Annotated in this window: 21 protein-coding genes, 1 pseudogene and 1 riboswitch; of the genes and pseudogenes, 3 read left to right on the top strand and 19 right to left on the bottom strand. The window is 70.3% G+C overall.

What is annotated here, in order from left to right; all coding sequences use genetic code 11:
* Nucleotides 1-16: 16 nt before the first annotated feature.
* From ACFYWY_RS11845 to ACFYWY_RS11785, 13 genes are all read right to left on the bottom strand, one after another.
* Complete coding sequence (locus ACFYWY_RS11845; RefSeq protein WP_389183538.1) at nucleotides 17-1,306, bottom strand: class I SAM-dependent methyltransferase; 1,290 nt, start codon at nucleotides 1,304-1,306, stop codon at nucleotides 17-19.
* 257 nt (nucleotides 1,307-1,563) lie between these two features.
* Nucleotides 1,564-2,943: an NAD(P)/FAD-dependent oxidoreductase gene (locus ACFYWY_RS11840; RefSeq protein WP_389183535.1), complete on the bottom strand. Its 1,380-nt coding sequence runs from the start codon at nucleotides 2,941-2,943 to the stop codon at nucleotides 1,564-1,566.
* A 346-nt stretch (nucleotides 2,944-3,289) separates the two neighbouring features.
* On the bottom strand, nucleotides 3,290-4,204 hold the full coding sequence (locus tag ACFYWY_RS11835) for an exopolyphosphatase (RefSeq protein WP_389183532.1): 915 nt from the start codon (nucleotides 4,202-4,204) through the stop codon (nucleotides 3,290-3,292).
* Nucleotides 4,201-4,734 carry a DUF501 domain-containing protein gene (locus tag ACFYWY_RS11830; RefSeq protein WP_389183529.1) on the bottom strand — a complete coding sequence of 178 codons (534 nt, stop codon included), beginning with the start codon at nucleotides 4,732-4,734 and terminating at the stop codon, nucleotides 4,201-4,203. Before ACFYWY_RS11830 ends, ACFYWY_RS11835 begins: the two co-directional genes overlap by 4 nt.
* Before the next feature lie 61 nt (nucleotides 4,735-4,795).
* Nucleotides 4,796-5,269, bottom strand: a complete 474-nt coding sequence (locus ACFYWY_RS11825; protein ID WP_389183526.1) for a septum formation initiator family protein — start codon at nucleotides 5,267-5,269, stop codon at nucleotides 4,796-4,798.
* Between the two features lie 107 nt (nucleotides 5,270-5,376).
* Nucleotides 5,377-6,660 carry a phosphopyruvate hydratase gene (eno, locus tag ACFYWY_RS11820; protein WP_389183523.1) on the bottom strand — a complete coding sequence of 428 codons (1,284 nt, stop codon included), beginning with the start codon at nucleotides 6,658-6,660 and terminating at the stop codon, nucleotides 5,377-5,379.
* Between the two features lie 298 nt (nucleotides 6,661-6,958).
* Nucleotides 6,959-7,633: a transglycosylase family protein gene (locus ACFYWY_RS11815; RefSeq protein ID WP_389183520.1), complete on the bottom strand. Its 675-nt coding sequence runs from the start codon at nucleotides 7,631-7,633 to the stop codon at nucleotides 6,959-6,961.
* A 3-nt stretch (nucleotides 7,634-7,636) separates the two neighbouring features.
* Nucleotides 7,637-7,840: riboswitch (cyclic di-AMP (ydaO/yuaA leader) on the bottom strand.
* A gap of 287 nt (nucleotides 7,841-8,127) precedes the next feature.
* Nucleotides 8,128-9,012, bottom strand: a complete 885-nt coding sequence (locus ACFYWY_RS11810) for a transglycosylase family protein (RefSeq protein WP_389183517.1) — start codon at nucleotides 9,010-9,012, stop codon at nucleotides 8,128-8,130.
* A 112-nt stretch (nucleotides 9,013-9,124) separates the two neighbouring features.
* Nucleotides 9,125-10,375 carry a cytochrome P450 gene (locus ACFYWY_RS11805; RefSeq protein WP_389183514.1) on the bottom strand — a complete coding sequence of 417 codons (1,251 nt, stop codon included), beginning with the start codon at nucleotides 10,373-10,375 and terminating at the stop codon, nucleotides 9,125-9,127.
* Nucleotides 10,372-11,373: a nucleoside triphosphate pyrophosphohydrolase gene (locus ACFYWY_RS11800; RefSeq protein WP_389183511.1), complete on the bottom strand. Its 1,002-nt coding sequence runs from the start codon at nucleotides 11,371-11,373 to the stop codon at nucleotides 10,372-10,374. Before ACFYWY_RS11800 ends, ACFYWY_RS11805 begins: the two co-directional genes overlap by 4 nt.
* Nucleotides 11,374-11,395: 22 nt before the next feature.
* A complete protein-coding gene (locus ACFYWY_RS11795) occupies nucleotides 11,396-12,043 on the bottom strand; it encodes a SurA N-terminal domain-containing protein (protein ID WP_389183508.1) in 648 nt (215 codons plus the stop codon).
* Nucleotides 12,044-12,233: 190 nt separating this feature from the next.
* Entirely contained in the window at nucleotides 12,234-12,677 is a 444-nt protein-coding gene (locus tag ACFYWY_RS11790; protein ID WP_389183506.1) for a GtrA family protein, read from the bottom strand.
* Entirely contained in the window at nucleotides 12,674-13,651 is a 978-nt protein-coding gene (locus ACFYWY_RS11785) for a glycosyltransferase family 2 protein (RefSeq protein WP_389183503.1), read from the bottom strand. The genes ACFYWY_RS11790 and ACFYWY_RS11785 overlap by 4 nt, the downstream gene beginning before the upstream one ends.
* A 124-nt stretch (nucleotides 13,652-13,775) precedes the next feature.
* Between ACFYWY_RS11785 and ACFYWY_RS11780 the strand changes: the two genes are divergently transcribed.
* Nucleotides 13,776-16,217: a YfhO family protein gene (locus ACFYWY_RS11780; RefSeq protein ID WP_389183500.1), complete on the top strand. Its 2,442-nt coding sequence runs from the start codon at nucleotides 13,776-13,778 to the stop codon at nucleotides 16,215-16,217.
* Between the two features lie 362 nt (nucleotides 16,218-16,579).
* Entirely contained in the window at nucleotides 16,580-17,509 is a 930-nt protein-coding gene (locus tag ACFYWY_RS11775; protein WP_389183497.1) for a class I SAM-dependent methyltransferase, read from the top strand.
* Nucleotides 17,510-17,531: 22 nt separating this feature from the next.
* On the opposite strand, the gene ACFYWY_RS11770 is transcribed toward ACFYWY_RS11775, so the two are convergent.
* The 5 genes and pseudogenes from ACFYWY_RS11770 to ACFYWY_RS11750 all read right to left on the bottom strand — a co-directional run bounded on the left by ACFYWY_RS11770 (nucleotide 17,532) and on the right by ACFYWY_RS11750 (nucleotide 21,643).
* Nucleotides 17,532-19,052 carry a protein kinase gene (locus tag ACFYWY_RS11770; protein WP_389183494.1) on the bottom strand — a complete coding sequence of 507 codons (1,521 nt, stop codon included), beginning with the start codon at nucleotides 19,050-19,052 and terminating at the stop codon, nucleotides 17,532-17,534.
* Nucleotides 19,049-19,693 (bottom strand): hypothetical protein, encoded by a 645-nt coding sequence (locus tag ACFYWY_RS11765; RefSeq protein ID WP_389183491.1) that lies wholly within the window; start codon nucleotides 19,691-19,693, stop codon nucleotides 19,049-19,051. Before ACFYWY_RS11765 ends, ACFYWY_RS11770 begins: the two co-directional genes overlap by 4 nt.
* Nucleotides 19,694-19,795: 102 nt before the next feature.
* Nucleotides 19,796-19,921, bottom strand: a pseudogene (locus ACFYWY_RS11760) (type II restriction endonuclease subunit M); the annotation flags it as partial.
* A 176-nt stretch (nucleotides 19,922-20,097) separates the two neighbouring features.
* Entirely contained in the window at nucleotides 20,098-20,844 is a 747-nt protein-coding gene (locus ACFYWY_RS11755) for an N-acetyltransferase (protein ID WP_389183488.1), read from the bottom strand.
* Between the two features lie 10 nt (nucleotides 20,845-20,854).
* On the bottom strand, nucleotides 20,855-21,643 hold the full coding sequence (locus ACFYWY_RS11750; protein ID WP_389183485.1) for an HNH endonuclease family protein: 789 nt from the start codon (nucleotides 21,641-21,643) through the stop codon (nucleotides 20,855-20,857).
* Nucleotides 21,644-21,981: 338 nt separating this feature from the next.
* Between ACFYWY_RS11750 and ACFYWY_RS11745 the strand changes: the two genes are divergently transcribed.
* Nucleotides 21,982-22,524: a MepB family protein gene (locus ACFYWY_RS11745; protein ID WP_389183482.1), complete on the top strand. Its 543-nt coding sequence runs from the start codon at nucleotides 21,982-21,984 to the stop codon at nucleotides 22,522-22,524.
* Here ACFYWY_RS11745 and mfd read toward each other — a convergent pair.
* Nucleotides 22,502-26,032, bottom strand: a complete 3,531-nt coding sequence (gene mfd / locus ACFYWY_RS11740) for a transcription-repair coupling factor (protein ID WP_389183479.1) — start codon at nucleotides 26,030-26,032, stop codon at nucleotides 22,502-22,504. The two genes, ACFYWY_RS11745 and mfd, sit on opposite strands and share 23 nt — an antisense overlap.
* Nucleotides 26,033-26,458: the final 426 nt, after the last annotated feature.

Here is a 26,458-nt window from a genome sequence, read left to right as displayed (position 1 = left end):
CGGTCAGCGCCGGGCCTCAGCGCCAGTCGCGGGCCCGTAGCGGCAGCCCCGACTCACCGCCCTCCGGGGTCTTCACGGCCAGGATCTGGTTGACGCCGATCCTGTTCCGCTCGAAGGAGACCGCGGACGCGGCCATGTAGAGCCGCCAGACGCGGGCCCGGCCCGGCGAGCTGTGCCGCACGGCCTGGCGCCAGTTCGCCTCCAGGTTGGCGACCCAGCGGCGCAGGGTGAGGGCGTAGTGCTCGCGGATCGACTCGACGTCGCGGATCTCGAAACCGGCTTCCTCGAGGGTGGCGACGGTACGGCCGAGGGGAGCGAGCTCGCCGTCGGGGAAGACGTACCGGTCGATGAACTCATCGACGCGGTAGGCGGATTCGTCTCTTTCGGGGCGGCGGGCGATCTGATGGTTGAGCAGCCGGCCGCCGGGCTTGAGGAGCGAGAACAGCTGGTCTGCGTACTTGGTGTAGCGGACCTGGCCGACGTGTTCGGCCATGCCGATGGAGGAGATGGCGTCGTACGGACCGTCCCTGACGTCCCGGTAGTCCTGAACGCGGATCTCGATCCGGTCGGTGAGGCCCTCCTCTGCGATGCGCTTGCGGGCGTAGGCGGCCTGCTCGCGGGAGAGGGTGACGCCGGTGACCTGGACGCCGTACTCGCGGGCGGCGTGGATCGCCATGGAGCCCCAGCCGCAGCCGACGTCCAGGAGCCGGTCGCCTGACGTGAGGGCGAGCTTGCGGCAGACGAGGTCGAGCTTGTCGCGCTGCGCGTCCTCGAGGGTGCCGCCGTCCTGCCAGTACGCGCAGGAGTAGACCATGGAAGGCCCGAGGACGAGTGCGTAGAAGTCGTTGCCTACGTCGTAGTGGTGGCTGATGGCCCTCTTGTCACGAAGCTTGGTGTGCAACGGCCCGGCGCGCCGCCGGACTTCCTCGGGCGGCGGGGGCGGCGGGGGCAGCGCCCCGCCGATCTTCAGCAGCCCGCGGGCGCCGGCGCGCACCCTGGGGTCGAGAAGCGGGTTGCCGCTGTCCTCGGCGTCGTCTCCGCGCTGCCAGAGCAGCCCGGCCAGCAGATCGAGGGCGTGGTACAGATCGCCGTCGACATCGATCTCGCCGGCCACCCAGGCGCGGGCGAGCCCGAGCTCCCCGGGCCGCCACAGCAACCGGCGCAGGGCGCGGCGGTGCCGGACGACGAGTACAGGAGCGCCCGGAGGCCCGGCTTCACTACCGTCCCAGGCCCGGATACGGACCGGGAGCGGGGTCCCGAGCAACTCCTCGGCAAGAGTGGTCAGCCGCAGCGCGGCGTCGCCCATGGCGCACACCTCCATGACGATGGATCCCAGAAATGCTCCTGCACCACGCCGCGGTGGCAAGCGTGATGCACTCCTGAGAACAATCCGACCACTGTGCGTGCTTCCCGGCGGCGCGCAATGCCCAGGCAAAATACGTGCTCGTCGCATGTATCTTGCCGAACGGCCGCACGTCCGGGCGCACGGGCGAGCCCGGACACAGCGAAGGGGCCGCCCGCACCACGGATGGCGGACGGCCCCTCACGCGAACTTGCCCGGAGCTAGGAGGCCTTCGCCTTCTCCTGGGCGGGCACTGCCGCCGCCGGAGCCGGCTTGGCCGCCTCGTAGAACTCCTCGCGCGGCGTCTCGATCGCGCCCAGCGAGACCACCTCGCGCTTGAGGAACATCGCCAGCGTCCAGTCCGCGAAGACCCGGATCTTACGGTTCCACGTCGGCATCGCCATGCCGTGGTAGCCACGGTGCATGTACCACGCCAGACGGCCCTTGAGCTTGATCTTCACCTTGCCCATGACGATCATCGCGACGCCCTTGTGCAGGCCGAGTCCGGCCACCGCACCCTTGTTGGCGTGGCTGTACTCCTTCTGCGGGAAGCCCCGCATGCCGGAGATGACGTTGTCGCCGAGGACCCGGGCCTGACGCAGCGCGTGCTGGGCGTTCGGCGGGCACCAGGCGTTCTCGGCACCGGCCTTGCGGGCCGCCATGTCCGGAACCTGCGCGTTGTCGCCCGCGGCCCAGATGTAGTCGGTGCCCCGGACCTGGAGCTTGTCGGTGCAGTCCACATGGCCGCGCGGGCCGAGCGGCAGGCCGTAGCGCGCCAGCGCCGGGTTCGGCTTCACGCCGGCCGTCCACACGATGGTGTTGGAGTCGACCTCGAGGCCGTTCTTCAGCACCACGTGGCCGTCCACGCAGGAGTCCATCGAGGTCGACAGGTAGATCTCGATGCCGCGGCCCTCGAGGTGCTCCTTGCCGTACTTGCCCAGCTTCGGACCGACCTCGGGAAGGATCTTGTCGGCCGCGTCGACCAGGATGAAGCGCATGTCCTCGCGCTTGACGCTGGTGTAGTACTTGGCCGCGTCGCGCGCCAGGTCCTCCACCTCACCGATGGTCTCCGCACCGGCGAAGCCGCCGCCCACGAAGACGAAGGTCAGCGCCTTGCGGCGGACCTCCTCATTGGTCGTCGAGTCGGCCTTGTCGAGCTGCTCCAGTACGTGGTTGCGCAGGCCGATGGCCTCCTCGATGCCCTTCATACCGATGCCCTGCTCGGCGAGGCCGGGGATCGGGAAGGTCCGGGAGACCGCGCCGAGCGCGACGACCAGGTAGTCGAAGGGCAGCTCGTACGCCTCGCCGACCAGCGGCGAGATCGTGGCGACCTTACGGTCCTGATCGATGGTGGTGACCCGGCCGGTGAGCACCTCAGCCTTGGGCAGCACGCGTCGCAGCGGGACGACGACATGCCGAGGCGAGATGCTGCCGGCGGCAGCTTCGGGGAGGAAGGGCTGGTACGTCATGTACGAGCGCGGGTCGACGACCGTGACGGTCGCCTCGCCATAGCGCATCTTCTTCAGAATGCGACGAGCTGCGTACAGGCCTACGTACCCACCGCCTACAACGAGGATCCTGGGACGCTCCGTGGTGCTCATGCCATCGAGTATCCACCCCCCTCAGGGGGGTCGCTCGTGAGCCCCTTCACAAGGTGTCGACACACCTCTGCTACACTGCGCGGCCCACGTGATCGAGGTCATGACCCGACCGGGGAACCACGGTATCGGCGGACACCTTCTTCACCCCTTGTGAGCTGCTCATAAGGGACCTCCCGCGGATGAACCAGCGGGCTCGGTCCACACCCTCGTAACGGGCCCCGCACCGCCCGAAATGCCCCCCGCCGGGCGGGGCGGACGGGCCGGAGGGGCCTTTCGGCCCCCCGCAGCAGTCCCCATGGGCCTTTTCCTTGTGAAGAACTTCACGAAGTTCGTTCCGAGGCCGCTTCTAAGCGATCGACCAGGCGATCCCGTCAAGGATGTCGTGCTCGCTCACGACCACCTCCGGCACCCCGATCCGCTCCATGATCGCCAGCAGTACGAGCGCCCCGGCACCGATGACGTCCACCCGTCCCGGATGCATCGGCGGGTACCCGGCGCGCTGCTCGTGGCCGGCCTTCAGGAGCGCGTCGCTGACCGCCTTGACCTGGGAATACGGGATCCGCGAGTGGTGGATCCTGGTCGAGTCGTACTCGTCGAGACCGAGCGCGATCGCCGCCACCGTCGTCACCGACCCGGCCAGGCCGACCAGCGTCTGCGCCTCGCGGATCGGGACGGTCTCCTCGGCGAGGTCGAGCGCGGCCTCGATGTCGGCGCGCATCGCGGCGACCTCCTCGGGCGTCGGCGGATCGTGCCGGATGTGCCGCTCGGTCAGCCGTACGCAGCCGATGTCCACGGACCGCGCGGCCTCGACCTCGTCATGGCCGACGACGAACTCGGTCGAGCCGCCGCCGATGTCCACCACCAGGCGCTCCTCATGGCCGGGCAGCTCCTTCGTGGCGCCGGTGAAGGAGAACTCCGCCTCCCTGTCCCCGGTGATCACCTCGGGCTCGACGCCCAGGATGTCGAGCACTCCGCGGACGAAGTCGTCCCGGTTGGACGCGTCGCGCGAGGCCGAGGTGGCCACGAAGCGGATCCTCTGCGCGCCGTGCTTCTCGATCACGGCGGCGTACTCGCGGCAGGCCGCGAAGGTCCGCTCCAGCGCCTCGGGTTCGAGCCGCCCGGTCCGGTCCACGCCCTGGCCGAGCCGGACGATCGTCATCCGCCGGTCGAGGTCGACCAGCTCGCCGGTGGCCGGATCGGCGTCGGCGACGAGCAGCCTGATGGAGTTCGTACCGCAGTCGACGGCGGCGACCCGGGTCACTTCTCGTCCCCTTCTTCACACGGCGCTACGCACGGGCCCTTGCGCCACCACTCGGGCAGCATCGCGATCGCCTCGTCGCCCAGCGGATTGACGCCGGGCCCCGCCGCGAGCGAGTGGCCGACCAGGACATGCAGGCACTTCACCCGGTCGGGCATGCCGCCCGCGCTCGGGAAGCCCTCGAGCACCTCGACGGCGTCGCGGCGTGCGATGTAGTCCTCGTGGGCGGCGCGGTACTTGGCTGCCAGCTCCGGGTCGGTCGCGAGCCGCTCGGTCATCTCCTTCATCACGCCGTTGGCCTCCAGCGTGCCGATCGCCGAGGCGGCCCGCGGGCAGGTCAGGTAGTACAGCGTCGGGAAGGGGGTGCCGTCGGGGAGCCGCGGCGCGGTCTCGACGACGTCGGGCTGACCGCACGGGCAGCGGTGCGCGATGGCGCGCAGCCCGCGCGGCGGACGGCCGAGCTGCTGCTTGAACGCGGCGATGTCCGCGTCGGTGGGCTCGGTCGGGGCGGTGGTGGGAGGGGGCGTTTCCATGCCTGCCTTGGTTCTACTTGGTTCCAGCGGTGCTTCTGTGTGGCTGCCGCTTGCGTGCCTGCTACTTGCTGCGGTCGGCGTTGTCGACGCCGTCCCAGACGTTCGAGTACCAGGGGCGGTCGGTCGCCCCCTCTTCGGTACGGCGCTGCTCGGCGGCCTCGGGGTCGATCATGATGTAGCCGGTCTCTCCCGGCAGCACGAGATGCAGGTGCTCGCGGGCGAGACGCCGGATGTACATGTCGTCCTGGAGCCGCGCCTTCTCGTCCCTCAGCCGCTCGACCTGCTGCTTGGCGTCCGACATCCGGCGCTGCTGCTCGGCGATGTCGGCGCGCTGAGAGACGTACTGCCGCATCGGGTACGCGAGCGCGACGGCCAGCGAGCAGACCACCAGGGCCAGGAAGGCCGCACGGCCGGTGAGCCGGGAGCGGCGGGCCTGCCTGCGGCTCTGCGAACGGTAGACGCGGGCGGCGGTCTGCTCGCCGAGCAGCCGAATCCTGGTCGTGGTGGAGAACCGGTCGCGGTCCTTCCCGGCCATGTCCCGCCTCCCCGATACGTACGTACGTCCCCGGACACGGTACGGGACCGCGGCCGGGGACGTATGTAAGCGAGAGCGTCAGCCCTTGCTGTGCGTATCAGTTCGCGTCAGTTGGCGCGAAACCGCGGGAACGCCGAGCGGCCCGCGTACACCGCGGCGTCGTCGAGGATCTCCTCGATGCGCAGCAGCTGGTTGTACTTGGCGACGCGCTCGGAGCGGGCCGGGGCGCCGGTCTTGATCTGGCCGCAGTTGGTGGCGACGGCCAGGTCGGCGATGGTGACGTCCTCGGTCTCGCCGGAGCGGTGCGACATCATGCACTTGAAGCCGCTGCGCTGGGCCAGCTCGACGGCGTCCAGGGTCTCGGTCAGCGAACCGATCTGGTTGACCTTGACGAGCAGGGCGTTCGCGGCGCCCTCGTCGATGCCGCGGGCCAGGCGCTCCGGGTTGGTGACGAAGAGGTCGTCGCCGACGATCTGGACCTTGGTGCCCAGCTTGTCGGTGAGGACCTTCCAGCCGGCCCAGTCGTCCTCGAACAGCGGGTCCTCGATGGAGACGAGCGGGTACGCGGCGACGAGCTCCTCGTAGTACTCGGTCATCTCGGCGGCCGAGCGGGACTTGCCCTCGAACTCGTACGAGCCGTCCTTGTAGAACTCGGACGCGGCGACGTCGAGCGCGAGCGCGATGTCCTTGCCGGGGGCGTAGCCGGCTTCCTTGATGGCCTCGAGGATCAGGTCGAGGGCGGCGCGGTTGGAGTCGAGGTTCGGCGCGAAGCCGCCCTCGTCGCCCAGGCCGGTGGAGAGCCCCTTCTGCTTCAGGACCTTCTTGAGGGTGTGGTAGACCTCGGTGCCCCAGCGCAGGGCCTCGGAGAAGGACTCGGCGCCGATCGGCGCGATCATGAACTCCTGGATGTCCACGTTGGAGTCGGCGTGCGAGCCGCCGTTCAGGATGTTCATCATCGGAACGGGCAGCAGGTGCGCGTTCGGGCCGCCCAGGTAGCGGAAGAGCGGCAGATCGGAGGCCTCGGAGGCGGCGTGCGCCACGGCGAGGGAGACGCCGAGGATCGCGTTGGCTCCGAGCGAGGACTTGTCCGGGGTGGCGTCCAGGTCGAACATCGCCTGGTCGATCAGGCGCTGCTCGGTGGCGTCGTACCCGACGAGCTCCGGGCCGATCTGCTCGATGACGGCGAGGACGGCCTTCTCGACGCCCTTGCCCTGGTAGCGGTTCTGGTCACCGTCGCGGAGCTCAAGAGCCTCGAACGCACCGGTGGAGGCGCCGGACGGAACAGCAGCACGACCCGTGCTGCCGTCGTCGAGGCCAACCTCGACCTCGACCGTGGGGTTGCCTCGGGAGTCCAGGATTTCCCGGGCTACGACGACGTCGATGGACGGCACGAGCATCTCCTTCTGGGATGTGACGCTAAATGTGACGCAAGCAGTGGGACGCCAGCAGTGCAGCGCAGTGCAGCGCAGTGCAGGGTCTCCTCGGCCTTGCGACAAGAGCCTAACCGGCTCCGGGGCATCGGTCGGCCGGTGCCCGCCCGCTGGGACGGAAAAGGGCATGAACAGGCAGTGACAAGGCAGAACCCCGGCCCGGCGCGTTCGGGGGAAAGCGCGCCGGACCGGGGTGCTCTGGGGCCCGGGGGTCAGCTCGGGCGGAGCCGGGGGGTCAGCCGGCTCGGGCGGAGCCGGGTCAGCTCAGGTGGAGCTGCTGGCCCGGGTAGATGACGTCCGCGTCGTCGATGATGTCCTTGTTGAGGTCGAACAGCTTCTGCCAGCCGCCCTTGACCTTCTCGGTCTCGGCGATCTTGCCGAGGGTGTCGCCGGCCTTGACCTTGTACTCGCCGTCGCCCTTCTTGAAGCTCTTGGCCTTCGCGGCGGGCTTCGCGGACTTCGCCGGGGCGGCGGGGCGCTCGGAGCGGGTGGTGGGAACCTCGGCGCGCTCCGGCTGCGCCGGCGGCGTGGTGGCCGCGGCGGCGGAGCCGCCGTCGTACGCGGCGCCCGACAGGTTGACGCCGCAGTTCGGCCATGCGCCCTTGCCCTGGCCGGCCAGGACCTTCTCGGCGACCGCTATCTGCTGGGTCTTGGAGGCCTGGTCAGCGCTCGCGGCGTACTGCGTGCCGCCGTACGCGGCCCAGGTGGAGGCCGAGAACTGCAGGCCGCCGTAGTAGCCGTTGCCGGTGTTGATGGACCAGTTGCCGCCGGACTCGCACTGGGCGACCTGGTCCCACTCGGAGGCGGTCGCGGCGGACACCGAGGTGGCGCCGAGGAGCGGGGCGGCGACGGCCGCGCCGGTGACGCCGGCGATCGCGGCGAAACGAGTGGCTTTGGACGGGCGACGGTGCTTGCCCTTGCCGGAAAGCAGCATGGAACTTCTCCTCACCGACGCCTACGAGGTGAGCTGTCGGGTTCGGGCCGATGAAGAGTCCCCGGTTCCGTTAGGAACCAGGGGACGAGTTGCCCGGCCGCGCGTCGTGCGCGACTTCACCCCAAGCCGGTTGGAGCCGTCGATCTCAACGGCCGGGGCCGGCGCTTACCTTGGGTCCCCCGCTCCTGCCTTCGGCGCTCTGCGCGACGACTGCTCCCCCGGCCGTCGGCAGGATTTGGCGTGACGGTCAGCGGCGCCCGCGGTGGCGAGCGGTTCAGACCGTAAACACACCTCTCCCCGATGTTCAAAGGAGGAACATCGGGGAGAAATCGCCCATCTCGCCACTCCGGCCACTACCGTTTTCGCAGGTGAGGGGCGGAATGAGTGGTTCCGCCGGGCAAGTCACGGCAGTTGGGACAAAGAGACTCATGTCTCACTTGCACAGACTCGGACATAAGCCCGCGAACTGGCCGTGAACTGCCAGCGAATTACCCCTACTTCAGGTCCACATCGAGGCTCTGGCCAGGAAGGATGAGGTCGGGGTCGGCACCGACGGTCCCCCGGTTCGCCTCATAGAGCTCGGCCCAGCCCCCGGAGAGCTTCTGCTTGTCGGCGATGGTCCACAGGCTGTCGCCCGGCCGGACGGTGTATTCGCCGGGTGCGGCGTCCGCTTTGCCCGCCTCGCCCACCTCATCCGGGTTGCCCGCATTGTCGCGTGCCGAACCGTCACCTCGCGAGGCATGACGCCCCGCTTCGCGCTCATTGTCCGTATTGCCCGGCTCGGTCTCCTCCGGGGCGGCCTCGCCACGGTGCTTGCCGCCACTGTCGGCGTCCGGCGTCCCGTCCGTGTTCGCCGGCTCGGCGGGCTCGGCCGGATCCGCGGACGGCTCGGCAGACGCCGCCGTGGTGGGCTGAGCCGAGGGCTTCGTGGGTACGAGCGACTCGACCGGGGCGCTCTGCTCTGGCGACGGCGCGACGCCCGGGTCGACGCCGGTCGCGGCGCCGTCGTTCTTCAGCCCGGCGAGTGCCGCGCAGCCGGGCCACGCCGCGGGGCCCTGCGCGTCGAGGACCTTCTCGGCGACCGCTATCTGCTGCGAGCGGCTGGCAAGGTCGGCGCGGGGCGCGTACGCCGTACCACCGAAGTCCTGCCAGGTCTCCGGCGAGAACTGCAGCCCGCCGTAGTGACCGTTGCCGAGGTCGGCGCTCCACATGCCGCCGCTCTCGCACTCCGCGACGCGGTCCCACGTGGAGGCGTCGGCGGCGGAGGCCGATCCGGCGCCGAGAAGGGGGATCGCGATGGCCGATCCCGTCACCCCTGCCGCGACGACAATGGCCGGAGCTTGACGAGGTCGGCGGTGTCGCCCGTTCCCGGAACGCATGCGGTTGCCTTTCACGCGACTGCTGAGACGACGGTGAACGTAGCCGCAATCGAACGTAAGTCACAAGTCGATGCAGCGGAGATCACGTGAAAGTCACAGACTTGACAATGCGTCAGTTCTGTCGAGCGGTGAACTCAACCGGCAGAGTGCGCAATCCGCGCATAATGAGACCCCCACGCCACCGCAAATCGGCTGGATCACCCGCAAGCCGCAAGTCCGGCATTCTCCTGAGCAGCGTGGCGAGCGCGGTCTGCCCCTCAAGACGCGCGAGCGGCGCGCCGAGGCAGTAGTGGATGCCGTGCCCGTATCCGAGGTGCTGGTTGTCGCGCCGGGACAGATCGAGGGTGTCCGGGTCGGCGAACCGCTCCGGGTCCCGGTCGGCGGCGGCGAGTACGACCAGCACGGGATCGCCCGCCGCGATCCGCTGCCCGCCGACGACGAGCTCCTCGGTGGCGAACCGCCAGGTGGCGAGCTCCACGGGGCCGTCGTAGCGCAGGAGTTCCTCGACACCGGTGGCCAGCAGCTCGGTCTCCCCTGCGGCGAGTGACGCCTGGAGCCGCTCCCGCTGTTCCGGATGACGAAGCAGGGCGTACACCCCATTGCCGATCAGGTTCACGGTGGTTTCAAAACCCGCGAAGAGAAGGATGAAGGCCATGGCGGCGGCCTCGTTCTCTGTGAGGTGCTCGCCGTGGTCGCTGGCCCGGATCAGCCCCGAGATCAGGTCGTCCCCGGGCTCCTCCCGCTTTCGGTGGATCAACTCCGCGAGATACCCCCGGATCTTCTTCACCGAACGGGCGACGCCGCCGCGCGGCCCGCCGGGGTGGCCCGGCTTGAAATGTCGCAGCATCATTCCGGCCCAGTCGCGGAAGTCGTCCTGGTCCTCGCGCGGGACGCCGAGCATGTCGCAGATGGCATAGATGGGGAGGGGGAACGCGAACTCATGAATCAGGTCCGCCTCCCCCTTCGCCTCGAACCCATCGATGAGCCGGTCGGTCAACTCCTGTACCCGGGGGGCGAATTCGGCGACCCGACCCGGCGTGAACGCCTTCGACACCAGCCTCCGCAGCCGGGTGTGGTCCGGCGGGTCGATGTTCAGCAGATGGGTCATCAGCTCGGCCTTGCGCTCGCCGGGGATCCCCGTCCTCCCCTTGGCGTGGGCGGGCTCGTCGTGGTGCACGGGATTCTTGCTGAGCCGCTGGTCGGCGAGGGCCTGCTTGGCATCGGCGTACCGCGTCACCAGCCATGCCTCGACCCCGCTGGGGAGGGTGGTCCGGTGGACCGGCGAGTTTTCCCGGAGCCACGCGTAGGCGGGGTAGGGGTCGGTGGCGAATTGCCAGGTGAACAGCTCGGGCTGAGCGCTCACTCCTGCCCCTCGGCGGCGCGGATCGCGTCCCGGTAGGCGCGGCCCGCGGCCCGCAGGGCGGCCTCCGGGTCGGTGCCGGACGCCTCCGCCCGGACGGCGAGGGCGAGCAGTTCGTAGCCGATGCCGGAGCCGGCGGGGAGCGGGACGTCGAGGCCGGCGCTGCGGACCCGGCTCGCGAGCTTCGCGGCGAGAGCGAGACCGGGCTGGCCCAGCGGCACGCCGTCCGTCACGGAGTCGCGCTGCTTCTCGATCGCCTTCGTGCGGAGCCAGTGCTCCTTCACGTCCTCGGGTGTCTCGGCGCGCTCGTCGCCGAAGACGTGCGGGTGGCGGTGGATCAGCTTCTCGACGATCGTCCCGGCGACGTCGTCGATGGAGAACGGCTCGTGCTCGTCCTCCTGCGCGATGCGCGCGTGGAACACGACTTGCAGGAGTACGTCCCCGAGCTCCTCGCGCAGCTCGTCGCGGTCGCCGTCCTCGATCGCCTCGACGAGTTCGTACGCCTCCTCGATGCCGTACTTGGCGAGGCCCGTGTGGGTCTGGGTCGACGACCAGGGGCACTCGGCGCGGATCCGGTCCATGACCTGGACGAGGTCGAGGAGCCGGGCGCCGGGCAGGTCGTACGAGCCGGGGAGCAGCTCCAGGTCCGGCATCTGCACGCGTCCGGAGCCGGCGAGCCGGGCGAGCCCGTCGGTCAGGGCCGTATCACCCTCGCCGGAGGGGACGACCACGACGGTGCGGCCTTCCCCAGAGCCTTCGGCCTGGGAGGTGCCCCCGGCGCAGGCGTCGACCAGCTCCTGCGCGGTGACGGCCGCTATCTCCACGACGACACCGGCCTCGCGGAGATACGGCAGCTGGGGATGGGCCTCGTCGGCACAGAGCACCCGGTCGGCGGCCCGCAGCGTCTGCCACGCGGGCCAGGACAGCAGCCCGGGCGCGACGCGGTGGCTTGCGGTGAGCAAAACGATTCGGCCGGCGGCGACTGGTGCTTCTGTGGTCACCCCTCGAACCTACCTCGCGTCGCTACGCACCCGCCTCGGGCTCCGGCTCCTTGCTGACCTGGGTGATCCACGGGGCCTTGTAGCTGCCGAGCTCGAGCTTCTGGTCGTCCCAGGCGCCGAAGCGGGGGTTGACGTCGATGTCCAGCGCCTTGGCGGCGGCGGTGAAGGCCTGGTTCAGCTTCTGCTGACCCTCGGGGGTGTTGGTCGCGCCGAGGGCCTCGGCGAGCTTGCTGACCAGGACGTCACGGCGTACGACGTCGTTCAGCTGGCCGGGGGCGACCCCGCGCTGCTGCAGATACATGGCGGCGAGCTGTTCCTCGCCACCGGACTGCTGCACGAGGGCGGCCCGCCCGGCCTGGATCTCCTTGCGGCTGACCTCGACCCCGGCGTCGTCGGCGGCCCGCTGGACGACCCGCTCGACGATCAGGTCGTAGAGCTTGGCGCGGCTGAGCTGCCCGCTGTCCTTGATGAGCTGGGCGGACTGGGGGGAGCGCTGCTGGGCGGCGCGCACGTCCTTCACCTTCGCCTGGACGGTGGACACCTCGATCCGGTCCCCACCTACGACGGCGGCGGCCCCGGGGTGAGCCTCACTGCCGCAGGCGGCGAGGAGGGGCGCGGCGACGAGCAGCGCGGCTGAGACGGTGAGCGCGGTGCGACGGCGGCGGTGCAAAGGAGCCTCCCGGCGTGCGGCGTGATTGTGCGAGCGAAAGGTGTGGCGTGCAGCGCCTCGTTGAGGGGTGGTGGTCGGGCGACGGGCGGGCGCACAAGACCCTGCGGTGATCGATGGTAAGCAGTCTCCGTGGTCTGGGCCACTGATTCGGCCGACGATTCGCCGGAAGTTGCGATACACCCCGCAGCCGTCAGCCGGGCCGGCCGACCTTCACTTCGTGTTCGGCCTGCGCCGCCTGCGCCGCCTGCGCCGCCGGGCGCGCCGGCTCGGGGCGCAGCATGATCGTGCGGGAGACGACGAAGGTGATCGGAATCGCCGCCGCCGCCGCGATCAGCGGGGCGTAGCGGCTGCCGAAGTGCAGCACGTCCACCAGGAGATAGACACCGCTCGTGGTGACGACGAAGTTCGCCGCGTTGGTGAGCGGGAAGAGCAGGAACTTCCGCCAGGTGGGGCGGGTCCGGTAGGTGAAGTACGAGGTCAGGAAGAACGACCCGACCATGCTGAGCGCGAAGGCGACGACATGGGCCGCCACATAGGGCAGCCAGGTGAGCAGGGCCAGATACAGGCCGTAGTACGTCCCGGTGTTCACCACCCCCACCAGGGCGAACCTGACCAGCTGGACCCGGACCGTCATCGTCTTACGAGCTCCCCGTCGCGTTCGTGCCGCTCCCCTTCCCGCTGGTGCGGAAGGCCGGCGTTGGTGGCCTTGACCAGGAAGTGCGGTCGCCGCTTCACCTCGTAGTAGATACGGCCGACGTACTCGCCGACCACCCCCAGCATCAGCATCTGCACGCCGGAGAGTGCCGTGACCACCACCAGAAGGGTGACATACCCGGGGGTGTCCACGCCGTTCACCAGGGCGACACCGACGATCCAGGCGGCATACGCCATGGCGAGCGTGACAAGCAGAAGCCCGAGATAGACGGCGGCCCGCAGCGGCTTGTTGTTGAAGGAGAGCAGGCCGTCGAGGCCGTAGTTGAGCAGTTTGCCGAAGCTCCATTTGGAACGGCCCTGCTCACGCAGCGCATTCTCGTACTCGAAGGTCGTGGTGCGGAAACCGACCCAGGCGAACAGGCCCTTGGAGAAGCGGTTGTACTCGGTGAGTTCGAGGATCGCGTCCACGGTACGGCGCGACAGCAGCCGGAAGTCACCGACACCGTCGACCAGTTCGACGTCGACGAGCCGGTTGATCAGCCAGTAGTAGGCGCGGGCGGTGACGGTGCGGGTGACCCGGTCGCCCTTGCGGGTGCGGCGGGCGATGACCTGGTCGAAGCCCTCGTCATGGAGCTGCAGCATGCGCCTGACCAGCTCCGGAGGGTGCTGGAGGTCTGCGTCCATGATGACCACGGCGTCGCCCTCGGCATGCTGGAGCCCGGCCAGCATCGCCGCCTCCTTGCCGAAGTTGCGGCTGAAGGAGACGTAGCGCGTACGAGGGTCGGCCTCGGCGATCTCCTCGAGGAGAGGGAGCGTTCGGTCCTGGCTTCCGTCGTCCACATAGACCAGCTCGAATTCCTGCCCGAGCAGGGAGAGTTCTGCGGTCACATGTTCATGGAAGCGGCCGATGATCTCCTCTTCGTTGAAGCACGGAACAACTATCGAGATCAGCACGGAAGAACAACAACCCACCCGAATGTCCCCTGCGGATTGACCGCATGACACGTAGGCGACCATTTCGTGAACTGGGCTTCTTACGAGGCGTTTTCACCATCAACGCTGGCATATTCGAAGAACCATGTCGACTCTGCAATCCGCGCGCGGCCGCGCCGCCGCCCTCGCCGCACTGATCACCGTGGGAGCCGTGTGCGCCGGTGACGCCGTCGCCCGCAGCTTCCCCTTCGGACCGCACACCCGCAGCGTGAATGACCTCGGCAATCAGTTTGTGCCGTTTCATGCGCACTTGCGGGATGTGCTGCACGGGCGGGCCGACGGCGGACTGCTGCTGAACTGGCAGTCCGGATACGGCACCAGCTTTCTGCCCGACCTCGGGACCTATCTGACCAGCCCCTACTCGATGCTGGTCGGACTCTTCCCACGGGACCGCATCGACCTCGCCGTCTATGTGATCACGCTGCTGAAGATGGCGACCGCGGCCGCGGCCATGACCTGGCTGCTGCTGTCGCTGCGGGGGGACAGGGGCGGCCGCTGGTGGATGGCTGCGGTGCTCGGCGGCTCGTACGCGCTGTGCGGCTGGTCGGTCGTCGAGGCCTCGTACAACCCGATGTGGATGGACGGACTCGTCGCCTTCCCGCTGCTGTGCCTGGTCGACGAGTGGGCACGCACGGCACGGCGGCCGGTTCTCGGCCCGGTGGTCGTGGCGGTGGCGTGGATCGCCAACTTCTACACCGCGTACATGGCGACCATCGGAGCCGCGCTGGTGCTTCTCGTGCGGCTGCTGCTGGAGGAGACGGCGGCAGGGGACCGGATGCGGGCGCTGCTGCGGGCCGCCCGGTCCGTACTGCTCGGGATCGCGCTGGCCACGCCCGTCCTGATCCCCGTCTTCCTCGGGTCCAAGCACGCCTATCCGGGGTGGACGAAGGAGTTCGCACCGGCCGGCTGGGCCGATGTGTTCGCCCGCACGCTGCCGGCGACGTACAGCTTCTTCACGCCCGCGGTCTTCCTCGGCAGCGGTGCGCTGTTGCTGGCCTGCACGCTCGCCTTCAACAGCGCGGTCCCGCGGCGCGAGCGATGGGTGTGGACGGGGCTCGCGGCGGCAACCCTGCTGTCACTCCAGTGGTCGCCCACGCATCTGGTGTGGCATGTCTTCGCGACGCCCAACGGCAGCCCGTACCGGCAGACCTTCGTCTTCGCCGGGATACTCGTGATCGCCGGGTGGATGTGCCTCTCGTACGACTGGCCGGGGCGGCGCGCCCTGCTCGGCGGCGGCGCCGTGGTGGCCGTGACGGCACTCACCGCCTCCACCAGCGACCTCGTCACCGCGTGGACGTTCCCGCTGTTCGCGGCCGGGATCGCGGCGGTGGCGGGCGGCCTGCTGCTCGCCAGGCGCGGCAAGTACGCAGTGGTCGCGGCGCTGCTGATCAGTGGCGCGCTGGTCGGGCAGGCAGCGGCGACCACCGCGTACGCCGACCGGCAGAAGCTCGGCCGGCTGGACGACTACCCGGCCTGGGGCGCGGCGCACGACGAGCGGTCGGCGGCCGTGGCGAAGGCGGACGGCTGGCCGCGCTACCGCACCGATGTGGGCCGCGACCAGATCACCGGCAACGATCCGATCCTGCTCGGCGGACAGGGCGGCGGCTACTACAGCAGCCACACGCCGGATGTCTTCACGCGCACGATGGCCGCGCTGGGCGCGGGCTGGACGTCCAACGGACGCAGTGTGCAGTCCCTGGACAATCCGGTCACCGACGCGATCTTCTCGGTCGGCGCACGTGTGCGCACCGCGCCCGGCGAGGAGCCGGAGGTGACACGGGCGGCTGCCACTCCTGCGCTGGTGACCGTACGGCCGGCGGGGCCGGAGGCCACGTACAACTGGAACCCGTTCCGCAACCAGGAGTTGCTGCTCGGCTCGGACGTCTACGGCGATCCGGTGGACGGCTCCTGCCCGGTCGGCACCGAGGTCTTCCTCTGGGCCCCGAACTACACCGGCAAGGCCCGCCTCGGCGACAACGAGCAGGTGACGATGCGCGGCGGCCAGCCCAAGCGGCGTGCCGCGCTCACCTCGCTCGGCACGGTGAACTCGCCCGGCGAGAAGGTCACTTACAGCAAGGACCCCCGGCGCACGACCCTCGGCTGCCTGGACCACGCCAATCTCGCCGCCGCCGTGGACCGGCTGAAGCAGACCGGGGCGGTGTCGGTCGACGTCACCGACGGCGGTGTACGGGCCGAGCTGCCGCCGGGGGCCACCGGCCGGGCGGTCGTCGCCGCGCCCCGGATCGCCGGCTGGAGCTGCAACGGCAAGCCGGCCGACTCGTACCAGGGGCTTGTCGCCGTGCCGCTGGACGGAAAGACGACGACGGTCGACTGTTCCTTCCGTCCGCCCGGCCTGAAGGCGGGGGCTGCGACGGGAGCGGCCGGACTGCTGACGCTCGCGCTGATCGCGATGCTGCCGAAGCTCCGCGCCCGTATGGGGCGGGGGATCGCGAGCGGGGCCGGGACCGATGGCCATGCCACGCAGAGCGCCGAGAAGGCAAGCGAACCGGCGGGTCAGGCGCGCTGACTGGGCAGGGGCGGGGCCCGGCCGGGGAGAAGATGCGGCGCGGGCCCCGTCCGCATGGCCGAGCGGCCGCTGCCGCGTACCGCCCTGCCGCGTACCGCCTGCCGCCCCGCGTTCCAGGCGCCCCGCCGCCCTACCGCCCTGCCTTCCTGCCGCCCCGCCGAGCGGCCGCTGCCGCGTACCGCCTGCCGCCCTGCTGCCCCGCCGCCCTGCTGCCCCGCCGCCCCGCCGCACCCGGACAGAAGGGGTACACGGCATTCCGTCGTAGGGACTTCACAATTCCGTCGCCGCGGGGCCCTCAGGACTTCACCTACGCAGCATCCCGCCTTGGCCCGCGCCGTGGTGCCCGGGCGTAGCGTCCCCGCATGCCCCCTCACCTTCCCAACCGGCTGGCCAAGCGAGTGCTGAGCCCAGCCCTCACGATGATCGAACGGCGCATCGAGCAGCAGGTGAAACGTGCCACGCACGACATGCAGGCCGATCTCGACGCCCTCCACCGAAAAGTGGCCGCGCTGCAGAACCCGCAGTACGGACTCGGCCTGCTCGTCAACGGGACGGGTCGAAGCGGCCACCGAACGCCCACCCCCGCCCAGATCGACACCCTCGCCCGCCAGATCCAGGGCGTGGCGGACGGCAGTGAACACGCTCTCCGCAATGTGACCGTCGCCTATCGCACAGTGATCGCCCTGGAGTCCCTCGGCGTGGGCAGGCTGGCCGGCTCGACCTCCAACGTGTGCGGAAAGCTCGCCACGGTGCCGCTGCTCTCCCCGCCGAACGGCAATGTCCTCGAAATCGGCACCCTGTACGGGATGTTCGCCGCAGGCCTGCTGCGGATGCTGCACCGTTCCGGGGCCGAACCGCATCTGACGATCGTCGATCCACTGGCGGGCGCGCAGCTGCAGCCCGGCGCAGCCCCGCAGGGCGCGGATCCCACCGGCACGCCGGTCCGCGAGGACGTCGTACGGGCCAACCTGGCACTCGGCGGCGTCGGTTCGGTGATCGACGCGCGAATCCAGCAGGGCTTCTCGGGCGATCCGGAGGTGCGGGCCGCCGTGTCCGACCGGGAGTACGGAGTGATCGTGGTGGACGGCGATCACTCCATGGACGGGGTGCGAGCCGACCTGGAATGGGTCGAGCAGATCGTGGCCCCGGGCGGCATCGTGGTGCTCGACGACTACGGCGACAAGGCCTGGCCCGGGGTGCAGGACGCCCTGGACAAGCACCTGGCGAGCGGGACTTCACGGCTGAGCCTGCTGGGGCGGGTGGCCACGTCGGCGTTTCTGCGCGCGAGCTGACCGTCAGGCGACGGTCCCGCCGTCACCCGCTGTGAAACTGCCGCTGCCGGTCGAGCGCACGACGCAGCTCGACCGGCAGCCGGTGGTAGGGCCCGTACGCCCGCTCCGTGTCGTAGAGCAGGCCCTGCAACTGCTGCCGCGCCGCCGTGTGGTCACCCACGGCGAGCAGCAGATTCCCGATCCGGTGGCGTACGTCGAAGGCGCGGGCGGCGTCGGCGCCGCCCGGCTGCTGGTTCTCGTAGTACGGCAGGACGGCCCGGTACCCGGCGAGCGCAGCGGCCGCCTCGCCCAGCTGCTCCTGGCACTGCGCGGCGTCGTAACGGAACTGCAGGGTCTGTGGGTCGGCCGGGCCCGCCTCGGCGGCCCGGTCGTCGGCGAGCCGCCGCAGCTCGGGAAGCGCACGGCGGTACTGCCCGTCGTCCATCAGCGTCGTCGCGTACTGCTTGCGCAGGATCCGTACGACCGGCGAGTGCTCGCCGTGCTCGGCGGCGGCCGCCGGGAGAATCCCGCCGAGGATGTCCACGGCCTGGGTGATGCTGCCCTCGCCGAGAAGGCGCTTGACCTCGTCGACGGCTGCCGCGACGTCGGGGCGTGGCGCCGGCGGCACCGGGGGCGCGGCGGGCGGCGTGGCGACGGAGCGGTCCGGCCAGGGGGCGTGCGGGCGCAGAAAGGGCCGGGTCGGGTCGAGCGGTCCCCTCGGCGCTCCGCGGCTGGGCAGCATCGGCGCGAGCGCCTCGTACACCTCATGCGCGCCCGTCGGGCGGTGCTGCGGGTCCTTGGCGAGCAGCCGCAGGACCAGCGCCTCGAGCGGCCCGGGTACCTCGGGGCGCAGCTGGCGGACCGGGAGCGGCGGCTCGTAGAGATGGCGGTGCAGCACGCCGAGTGCGGTGGAGCCCGCGAACGGTACGTTGCCGCTGAGGAGTTCGTGGAGCAGCACGCCCAGGGCGTAGAGATCGGTGTACGGGCCGACCGCGCCGCCCATCGCCTGCTCGGGGGCCATATAGGCGGGGCTGCCGATGACCGATCCGGTATGGGTCAGGCGCGTGGTGTCCATGTCGATGACGGACGCGACGCCGAGGTCGAGGACGGTGACCGTGCCGTCGGGCTTCACCATGACGTTTCGCGGCTTGAGGTCGCGGTGGACGATCGGCACGGCGTGCACGGCGGCGAGCACCGCGCACAGCTGGGCGGCGACCGAGACCGCCCAGGGCCAGGGGTACGGCTCCTGCTCTGCGAGGTGGTCGGCGAGGTCCGCGCCCTCGACGTACTGCATGACGAGGAAGAGCTCCTCGCCGTCGCTGCCCGCGTCATGGACGGTGACCAGACCGGGGTGCGAGACCTGGGCGGTGACCCGGCACTCGCGGACGAAGCGGCGACGCATGTCGTCGGCGGCGGCGGCCGCGGCCATGTGGTCGGGGCGCAGCAGCTTGACGGCCACGCGGCGGTCGAGGCGGTTGTCGTACGCCGTCCAGACCTGGCCCATGCCGCCCTGGCCGATGACGGTGGAGAGCTCGTAACGGCTCGCGATGACGCGTCCGTTCACCGGCCCTGCTCCCGGCCCTGCTCCTTGCGCAGGTAGTCGCTGAGCTCGTCGAGTTCGGCGCGGACCTGGTCGATGCGGGGCTTGTCGGACGGGGGGTGCGGCTGAGGCTGGGACTGCGGCTGAGCCTGAGGTTGGGGCTGCGGCTGAGCCTGAGGTTGGGGCTGCGGCTGGCGCTGCGGCTGGGGCTGGTTCGAGACCGTCGGGTAGCCGTATCCGGCCACGGGCGGCGTCGGAGGCAGCGGCTGTGCCTGCGGCGGCAGGCCGTAGGGCACGGTGGGCCCGTAGTACGGCTGCGCGACCCGGGAAGAGAAGTGCTTGATGTCCGCGTACAGGAAGTAGGGCACGACAGCCAGGGCAACGGCGAACATGATGCCCATCGCCACATCCGACCGGGTCATGGTCAGGTTTTCTGTGTGGTCCGACAGCAACGTGCCGAAGCAGGCCATGAAGGAGACCAGCACCACCGCGAAGAGCACCCAGTCCCGCGCGCGCCGGGTGACGAGCGCGAGCCGCAGCATCGTGCCCCAGGCGAGCATCCCGCAGCTGAAGACGGGGAGTATCGCGAAGAGCACCCGCAGCACGATCACCGACGTCGGTATGTCGCGCGGAGGCTGCGGCGGCATATAGCCGGGGCCATGCATTGGTGCTCCTGAAGGCCTGGGGACGAGGCGGTTTGCGAGGACGAGCGTATACACCGACACGGACAACGGCTGCGGAGTTGTACGGAACCGTTGTCGAACCGGTCACGCCGTAAGACTGCCATCCGTCAGACCGTCGTACAGGCCCTGGACCAGCTGCTCCCCCAGCCGCCCCGTGAGGCGCAGCGCGTCCTCGAAAGCGGCCGGCGCGCGGAAGCGTTCCCCGTACCGGAACCGGGCACGATGACCTTCTCCGAGTACAACAAGCCGGTCGCGGCGAAGAAGCCGGCGGCCAAGGACATCATCGACCTGGACAAGCTCGGCGAGCAGTGACGCGAGCAGTGACGTACAGCCGCGAGCGCTGAAGCACAACCGCTGAAGGCCGCCCTTGAGGCGGCCTCTTCGCGTCAGACCCGGTGCCGCACCCACACGTTGGGCTCCACATACACCGCGTACCCGCGCTCCGCTTCGCAGTGCACCGGCACCAGCGCGCCCGGCACCTCCACCGGACCGGACTCCTCGAAGGGCAGCCCGGTCCACTTACGCCACTGCTTCAGCGACCCGGAGACCGTCATGGACGCCGGTGCCACCGACTCGACGACCCCTCCGGCCCGGACATGGACCCGCAGCCAGGGGTCGTCGGGCAGACCGTCGGCGGCCCGGGTCCGGTGCGCGTACTCCTCGATCAGGACGTACGGTTCACCGCTCTTCGCGCTCGGCCGCACCGGCGCGACCAGCTCGCCGAAGCCGAGCCTGCGGACGTTCTCGCGCAACGCGGCCAGCATCCGGCCGGAGATGCCCCGGCCCTGCCGGTCCGTGGCGACGGTGATCTCGATCGCGCTCACCGTGTCCGGCGTTCGCCCGTGCCGCAGATCGGAGAAGGCCCACAGCATCACCTGGTCCCAGCCGCCTTCGGGGAGCCCGCCGCGCCCCTCCGCCGCCATCTGGAAAGGCACGCTGAACGCCCGGCCCACGACCCGGCCGTCCGGGTCGGTCGCGACCAGCACGTACTCGGGCAGTTCGGCGACGATCCGCCCGATGTTCGCCCAGCCCACCGGGTCGTTGATCACGAACTCCGGCCAGGTGTCGAGCATCTGCCACATCGGGCCCCGGAGTTCGGGCCGCTCGGCGAGCGTCGTGATGATCAGGTCCATGCGGGGCACCCTAACCGCCGCACTGCGTGAGCATCGACTCCTTATCCGCCGCCGTCACGGGCAGGCGGTACTTGACCGCGACCTGGGAGATCCGTACCGCGTACGAGCAGCGGATCCGCTTGCTCGGCGGCAGCCAGGACGCCGGGCCCGAGTCGCTCTTGGAGCTGTTGGCGGGGCCGTCGACGGGCAGCAGGTTCAGCGGGTCGTTGGCGAATTGCTGCCGCTTGGCCTTGTCCCAGCGGGCGGCGCCCATCTGCCAGCCGTAGGAGAGCGGCACGACATGGTCGATCTGGACCGCGGCGGCCTTCTGCTTGCGCCAGTCGATGACGGTGCCGGTGTACGGGTCGTTCAGCGACATCGCCACGACCACACAGTCGGAGCCGGAGCGGTAGCGCAGATTCCGGCCATCGCGGGCGAGCAGATCGTTCCTGGTGTCGCAGCCGTTGCGGGCCAGCGGGACGCCGTCGGCGGTGTCCATCCAGGCGTAGCCGAAGCGGTCGCGGTCGTAGCCGGTCTTGGGGCCGCGGCCCTTGGTGGTCACCTTCTCGATCAGCCGGCGGGCGGCGGCCCTGTCCTGCTCGGAGGTGAGGGGGGCCAGGCCCGGCTTCGTGCCTTCGGGGTTGGCCAGCGGGCTGGTGCCACTGCCGGCGGCGGTCGGCGCGGAGCCGGAACCGGAGCCCGAGGGCTTGGCGTCACCCGGGAGTCCCGTTCCGTCGCAGCCGGTGAGCACCGCTGCGGCGACCGCAGTCGTCAGTACGGCCGCGAGCGCGCGCGATATTCGTTCCCCGGGTCTGTTCACCTTCGTACCCTACTGAGCCCAAGTGGCGTGCGCAGCATGGCAGTTCGACCCGATTGGTGATCCTTTGCCCTACCGTCCACCGCTATGCCGTGGACCGGACCGGAATCCAGCGCGCGGGAGGGGGAGGGTGCGCGTAGCGTCGAAATTGTCCCCTGACCCCTGCGGAAGGCATCTCATTACGACAGCGATACGCACACATACAGGTACACACGCACACGCACCGTCCGCGGAGCCGAGCCGGCCCCCGCGGGCGGTGTCACGCCGCCGGGTCCACCAGGGCCCACCGGCCCGCCTTCCCCGCCATCCTCTTCGGCGGTCGGCGATGACAGGATGAAGGAATGACAACGGGACCGATCCATAGCGACCTCCTCTCGGCGAAGGCGCTGGTCTATGACCCGAGCGGGTTCAGCTGCTCACGGCCGGTGCCCGAGGCGGAGAGTGCGGAGTACGGAGCCCACGAATTCACTCTGGACGGCTTCTCCGTCAGGTTCCGTGCAGCCAAGACGACCCCGACGAAGGTCGGCCAGTTCGTCACCGTATGGAAGAGGTCCTCGGGCGGGCCGATCCAGCCCTTCGATGCCGAGGACCCCGTCGACCTCTTCGTCATCAGCACCCGTGACAGCGACCATTTCGGACAGTTCGTCTTTCCGCGAGACGTGCTCTGCGAACGGGACGTCGTATCAAGAAACGGTTCCGGCGGAAAGCGGGCGTTCCGCGTCTACCCGCCGTGGGTTACGACGACCAATCGCCAAGCCCGCAGTTCACAGGCGTGGCAGCTGGACCATTTCCTGCACATCGAGGGGGACGGTCCGATCGACTCTGCCCGTGCCCGAGCGCTCTACCACCCTTCAAGTACGGCTATGACCCCAGAATCGTCGTGAGGAACTCGCCCGTCCACGCCAGCAGTTCCCGCCCCACCACCGGCTTCCCGCCGATCTTGCCCGCCGTCGGGCGGGGCACCAGGATCTGGTGGACCGTCGGCTTGATGACCGTACGTGGATAGAGGCGCTTGAGCCGCAGCTCCTGCGACTCCCTCAGCTCCACCGGCGCGAAGCGGATGTTGGAGCCCTGCAGCACGATCTCGCCGACCCCGCACGCCCTGGCCAGCATCCGCAGGCCCGCCACCAGGAGCAGGTTCTCGACCGGCTCCGGGAGCTTGCCGTAGCGGTCGGTGAGCTCCTCGCGGACCGCCTTGATGTCCTCCTCGGTGTTCGCCGAGGCGATCGCGCGGTACGCCTGGAGGCGCAGCCGCTCGCCCGGTGCGTAGTCGTGCGGGACATGCGCGTCGACCGGGAGCTCGATCTTGACCTCGAGCGGGGGCTCCTCCTCCACGCCGCCCTCGACCGCGGCGCGATAGTCGGCGACCGCCTCGCCCACCATGCGGATGTACAGGTCGAAGCCGACGCCCGCGATGTGGCCGGACTGCTCGCCGCCGAGCAGATTGCCCGCGCCGCGGATCTCCAGGTCCTTCATCGCGACGTACATGCCCGCGCCCATCTCGGTGTGCTGGGCGATGGTCGCCAGGCGCTCGTGGGCGGTCTCCGTGAGCGGCTTCTCCGGCGGGTAGAGGAAGTACGAGTAACCGCGCTCGCGGCCCCGTCCCACCCGGCCGCGCAGCTGATGCAGCTGCGAGAGACCGAAGTTGTCGCCGCGCTCGACGATCAGCGTGTTCGCGTTGGAGATGTCGATGCCCGACTCGACGATCGTGGTCGAGACGAGGACGTCGAACTTCTTCTCCCAGAAGTCCACCACGACCTGCTCCAGCGCCGCCTCGGGCATCTGGCCGTGCGCGGTCGCGATGCGGGCCTCGGGCACGATGTCGCGCAGCCGGGCCGCGGCCCGGTCGATCGACTCGACCCGGTTGTGAATGTAGAAGACCTGGCCCTCGCGCAGCAGTTCACGGCGGATGGCCGCGCCCAGCTGCTTCTCCTCGTACGGGCCGACGAAGGTCAGCACCGGGTGCCGCTCCTCCGGAGGCGTGGTGATCGTCGACATCTCGCGGATGCCGGTGACCGCCATTTCGAGGGTACGGGGGATGGGGGTCGCGGACATCGTCAGTACGTCGACGTTCGCGCGGAGCTTCTTCAGCTGCTCCTTGTGCTCGACGCCGAAGCGCTGCTCCTCGTCGACGACCACCAGTCCCAGGTCCTTGAACTTCGTCTCGGCGGAGAACAGGCGGTGCGTGCCGATGACGATGTCCACCGAGCCGTCCCGCAGCCCCTCCAGGGTCGCCTTCGCCTCCGCGTCGGACTGGAAGCGGGACAACGCCCGCACATTGACCGGGAATTGGGAGTAGCGCTCGGAGAAGGTGCCGAAGTGCTGCTGTACGAGGAGGGTCGTCGGCACCAGGACCGCGACCTGCTTGCCGTCCTGGACGGCCTTGAACGCGGCCCGTACCGCGATCTCCGTCTTTCCGTAGCCGACGTCGCCGCAGATCAGCCGGTCCATCGGGACCGTCTTCTCCATGTCCTCCTTGACCTCGGCGATCGTCGAGAGCTGGTCGGGCGTCTCGACGTACGGGAACGCGTCCTCCAGCTCCCGCTGCCAGGGGGTGTCCGGGCCGAAGGCGTGGCCGGGAGCGGCCATCCGGGCGCTGTACAGCTTGATCAGGTCGGCGGCGATCTCCTTGACCGCCTTCTTCGCGCGCGCCTTGGTCTTCGTCCAGTCGGCGCCGCCGAGCCGGTGCAGCGTCGGGGCCTCGCCGCCGACGTACTTGGTGACCTGCTCCAGCTGGTCGGTGGGGATGTAGAGCCGGTCGCCGGGCTGGCCGCGCTTGGCGGGCGCGTACTCGACGAGCAGATACTCGCGGGTCGCGTTCTGCACGGTGCGCTGCACCATCTCGATGTACCGGCCCACGCCGTGCTGCTCGTGGACGATGTAGTCGCCCGCCTCCAGGGTGAGCGGATCGATCGTCTTGCGGCGCTTGGCCGGCATCCGCCGGCCGTCCTTGCCGGCCGCCTTCTGCCCGGAGAGGTCCGTCTCCGTCAGCACCGCGATTTTGAGGCCCGGGTCGATGAAGCCGTAGTCGATCGAGCCGCAGGCCACATGGACGACGGACGCGGAGATTTCGGCGAGGTCGGCCTCCAGGCGGGCGGCGATGCCCTCGCCGCCCAGCACCTCGACGGTACGGGCCGCGGGGCCGTGCGCCTCGGTGACGTACACCGTGCGCCAGCCGTCCGCCAGCCAGCCCTTGGTGTCGGCGAGCGCGCGGGCGGTGTCGCCGCGGTACATCTCCGGGGCGTGCATCCCCAGCTTGATCGTGTCGTCCGACAGCTCTTCGTCGGCGGCGAAGGGGGAAACGGACCACCACATCATGCCGAGCTCGCGCGCCCGGTCCCGTACGTCCGCGATCCCCCACAGCGAGGCCGCGTCGAGGTCGATCGGGGCGTCGCCGCCGCCCGCGGTCGCCGCCCAGGACGCCTGCAGGAACTCCTGGCTCGTCGCCACCAGGTCCGCGGCCCGGGTGCGCACCCGCTCCGGGTCGCAGACGACAGCCATCGAGCCCTTCGGCATGACGTCGAGCAGCAGCTCCATCTCGTCCACGAGGACCGGCGCCAGCGACTCCATGCCCTCCACCGCGATCCCCTCGGCGATCTTGCCGAGCAGCTCGCCCAGCTCGGGGTGCTGTTCGGCGAGGGCCGCGGCCCGCTGCCGTACGTCGTCGGTCAGCAGCAGCTCGCGGCATGGCGGCGCCCACAGCCCGTGCTCGGCGACTTCGAGCGAACGCTGGTCGGCAACCTTGAAGTACCGGATCTCCTCGACGTCGTCGCCCCAGAACTCCACCCGGAGGGGGTGCTCCTCGGTCGGCGGGAAGACATCCAGAATGCCGCCGCGGACGGCGAACTCGCCGCGCTTCTCGACCAGTTCGACCCGGGAGTACGCGGCGGCGGCGAGCGCCTCCGTGACCTCACCGAGATCGGCGCTCTCTCCGCTCCGCAGCGCCACGGGCTCCAGGTCGCCGAGCCCCTTGACCTGCGGCTGCAGTACGGAACGGACCGGCGAGACGACGACAGAGACCGGTCCGGCGGCCGGGTCGTCCGTCGCCGGGTGAGCCAGCCTGCGCAGCACCGCGAGCCTGCGGCCCACCGTGTCGGAACGGGGCGAAAGCCGCTCGTGCGGCAACGTCTCCCACGAGGGGTACTCGGCGATGCCCTCCTCGGGCAGCAGCGAGCGCAGCGCCGCCGCGAGATCCTCGGCCTCGCGCCCGGTCGCGGTGACGGCCAGCACCGGCCGCCCGGACTCGCGGGCGAGCGCGGCGACCGCGAAGGCGCGGGCGGCGGGCGGACCGACCAGGTCGACATGCATACGGTGGCCGTCGCCGGCAGCCTTCACGGCGTCGGCGAGCGCCGGGTCACGTACGACGGCATCGAGCAGACCGTGCAGGCTCATCAAGGGTTTCCATCCGGGGCGGAGGGGGGTGGGCAACGCGAACCGCCCGACACGTCGAACGGGCCGGGGGTCTCCAGCGTACGACGCGGGTGTGGCAGCCGCGTCCGGAACCCTGGCGGTGGGGGGTCGGGGGCGCGATCAGTGGCGGGGCGGGGCGGAGCCGGTCGCGGCGCAGGGGGACGCAGGGTGCGGGCGCGGAACTCTTCCCCCACCCCGCCCTCCCCCAGAGCTTCGCCTGGGAGGTACCCCCATCCCGAAACTGGGGGCGCTGCCCCCAGGCCCCCGGCGGGGGCAAAGGAAACGTGGGGGCTGACGCCCCCCCCACACCCGCCCGCTCCGGCGGCTTCGCCGCGGAGCCGACGAAAGCGGGCCGGCACCCCCACACCCCGCCAGGCGCCGGCTTTCCCCGGCCCAGAAAGACAGGGC

This window comes from Streptomyces sp. NPDC002870, assembly GCF_042888505.1.
GTDB lineage: Bacteria > Actinomycetota > Actinomycetes > Streptomycetales > Streptomycetaceae > Streptomyces.
This window is presented reverse-complemented; position numbering and strand designations above follow the sequence as displayed.

Excerpts from the sequence above, each read along its gene's own strand:
- ACFYWY_RS11755 (WP_389183488.1), bottom strand. The coding sequence starts at position 20,844 with ATGGACCTGATCATCACGACGCTCGCCGAGCGGCCCGAACTCCGGGGC.
- ACFYWY_RS11775 (WP_389183497.1), top strand. The coding sequence starts at position 16,580 with ATGCCCCCTCACCTTCCCAACCGGCTGGCCAAGCGAGTGCTGAGCCCA.
- ACFYWY_RS11810 (WP_389183517.1), bottom strand. The coding sequence starts at position 9,012 with ATGCGTTCCGGGAACGGGCGACACCGCCGACCTCGTCAAGCTCCGGCC.
- ACFYWY_RS11780 (WP_389183500.1), top strand. The coding sequence starts at position 13,776 with ATGTCGACTCTGCAATCCGCGCGCGGCCGCGCCGCCGCCCTCGCCGCA.
- ACFYWY_RS11815 (WP_389183520.1), bottom strand. The coding sequence starts at position 7,633 with ATGCTGCTTTCCGGCAAGGGCAAGCACCGTCGCCCGTCCAAAGCCACT.
- ACFYWY_RS11830 (WP_389183529.1), bottom strand. The coding sequence starts at position 4,734 with ATGGAAACGCCCCCTCCCACCACCGCCCCGACCGAGCCCACCGACGCG.
- ACFYWY_RS11765 (WP_389183491.1), bottom strand. The coding sequence starts at position 19,693 with ATGCATGGCCCCGGCTATATGCCGCCGCAGCCTCCGCGCGACATACCG.
- ACFYWY_RS11790 (WP_389183506.1), bottom strand. The coding sequence starts at position 12,677 with ATGACGGTCCGGGTCCAGCTGGTCAGGTTCGCCCTGGTGGGGGTGGTG.
- mfd (WP_389183479.1), bottom strand. The coding sequence starts at position 26,032 with ATGAGCCTGCACGGTCTGCTCGATGCCGTCGTACGTGACCCGGCGCTC.
- ACFYWY_RS11845 (WP_389183538.1), bottom strand. The coding sequence starts at position 1,306 with ATGGGCGACGCCGCGCTGCGGCTGACCACTCTTGCCGAGGAGTTGCTC.
- ACFYWY_RS11840 (WP_389183535.1), bottom strand. The coding sequence starts at position 2,943 with ATGAGCACCACGGAGCGTCCCAGGATCCTCGTTGTAGGCGGTGGGTAC.
- ACFYWY_RS11745 (WP_389183482.1), top strand. The coding sequence starts at position 21,982 with ATGACAACGGGACCGATCCATAGCGACCTCCTCTCGGCGAAGGCGCTG.
- ACFYWY_RS11825 (WP_389183526.1), bottom strand. The coding sequence starts at position 5,269 with ATGGCCGGGAAGGACCGCGACCGGTTCTCCACCACGACCAGGATTCGG.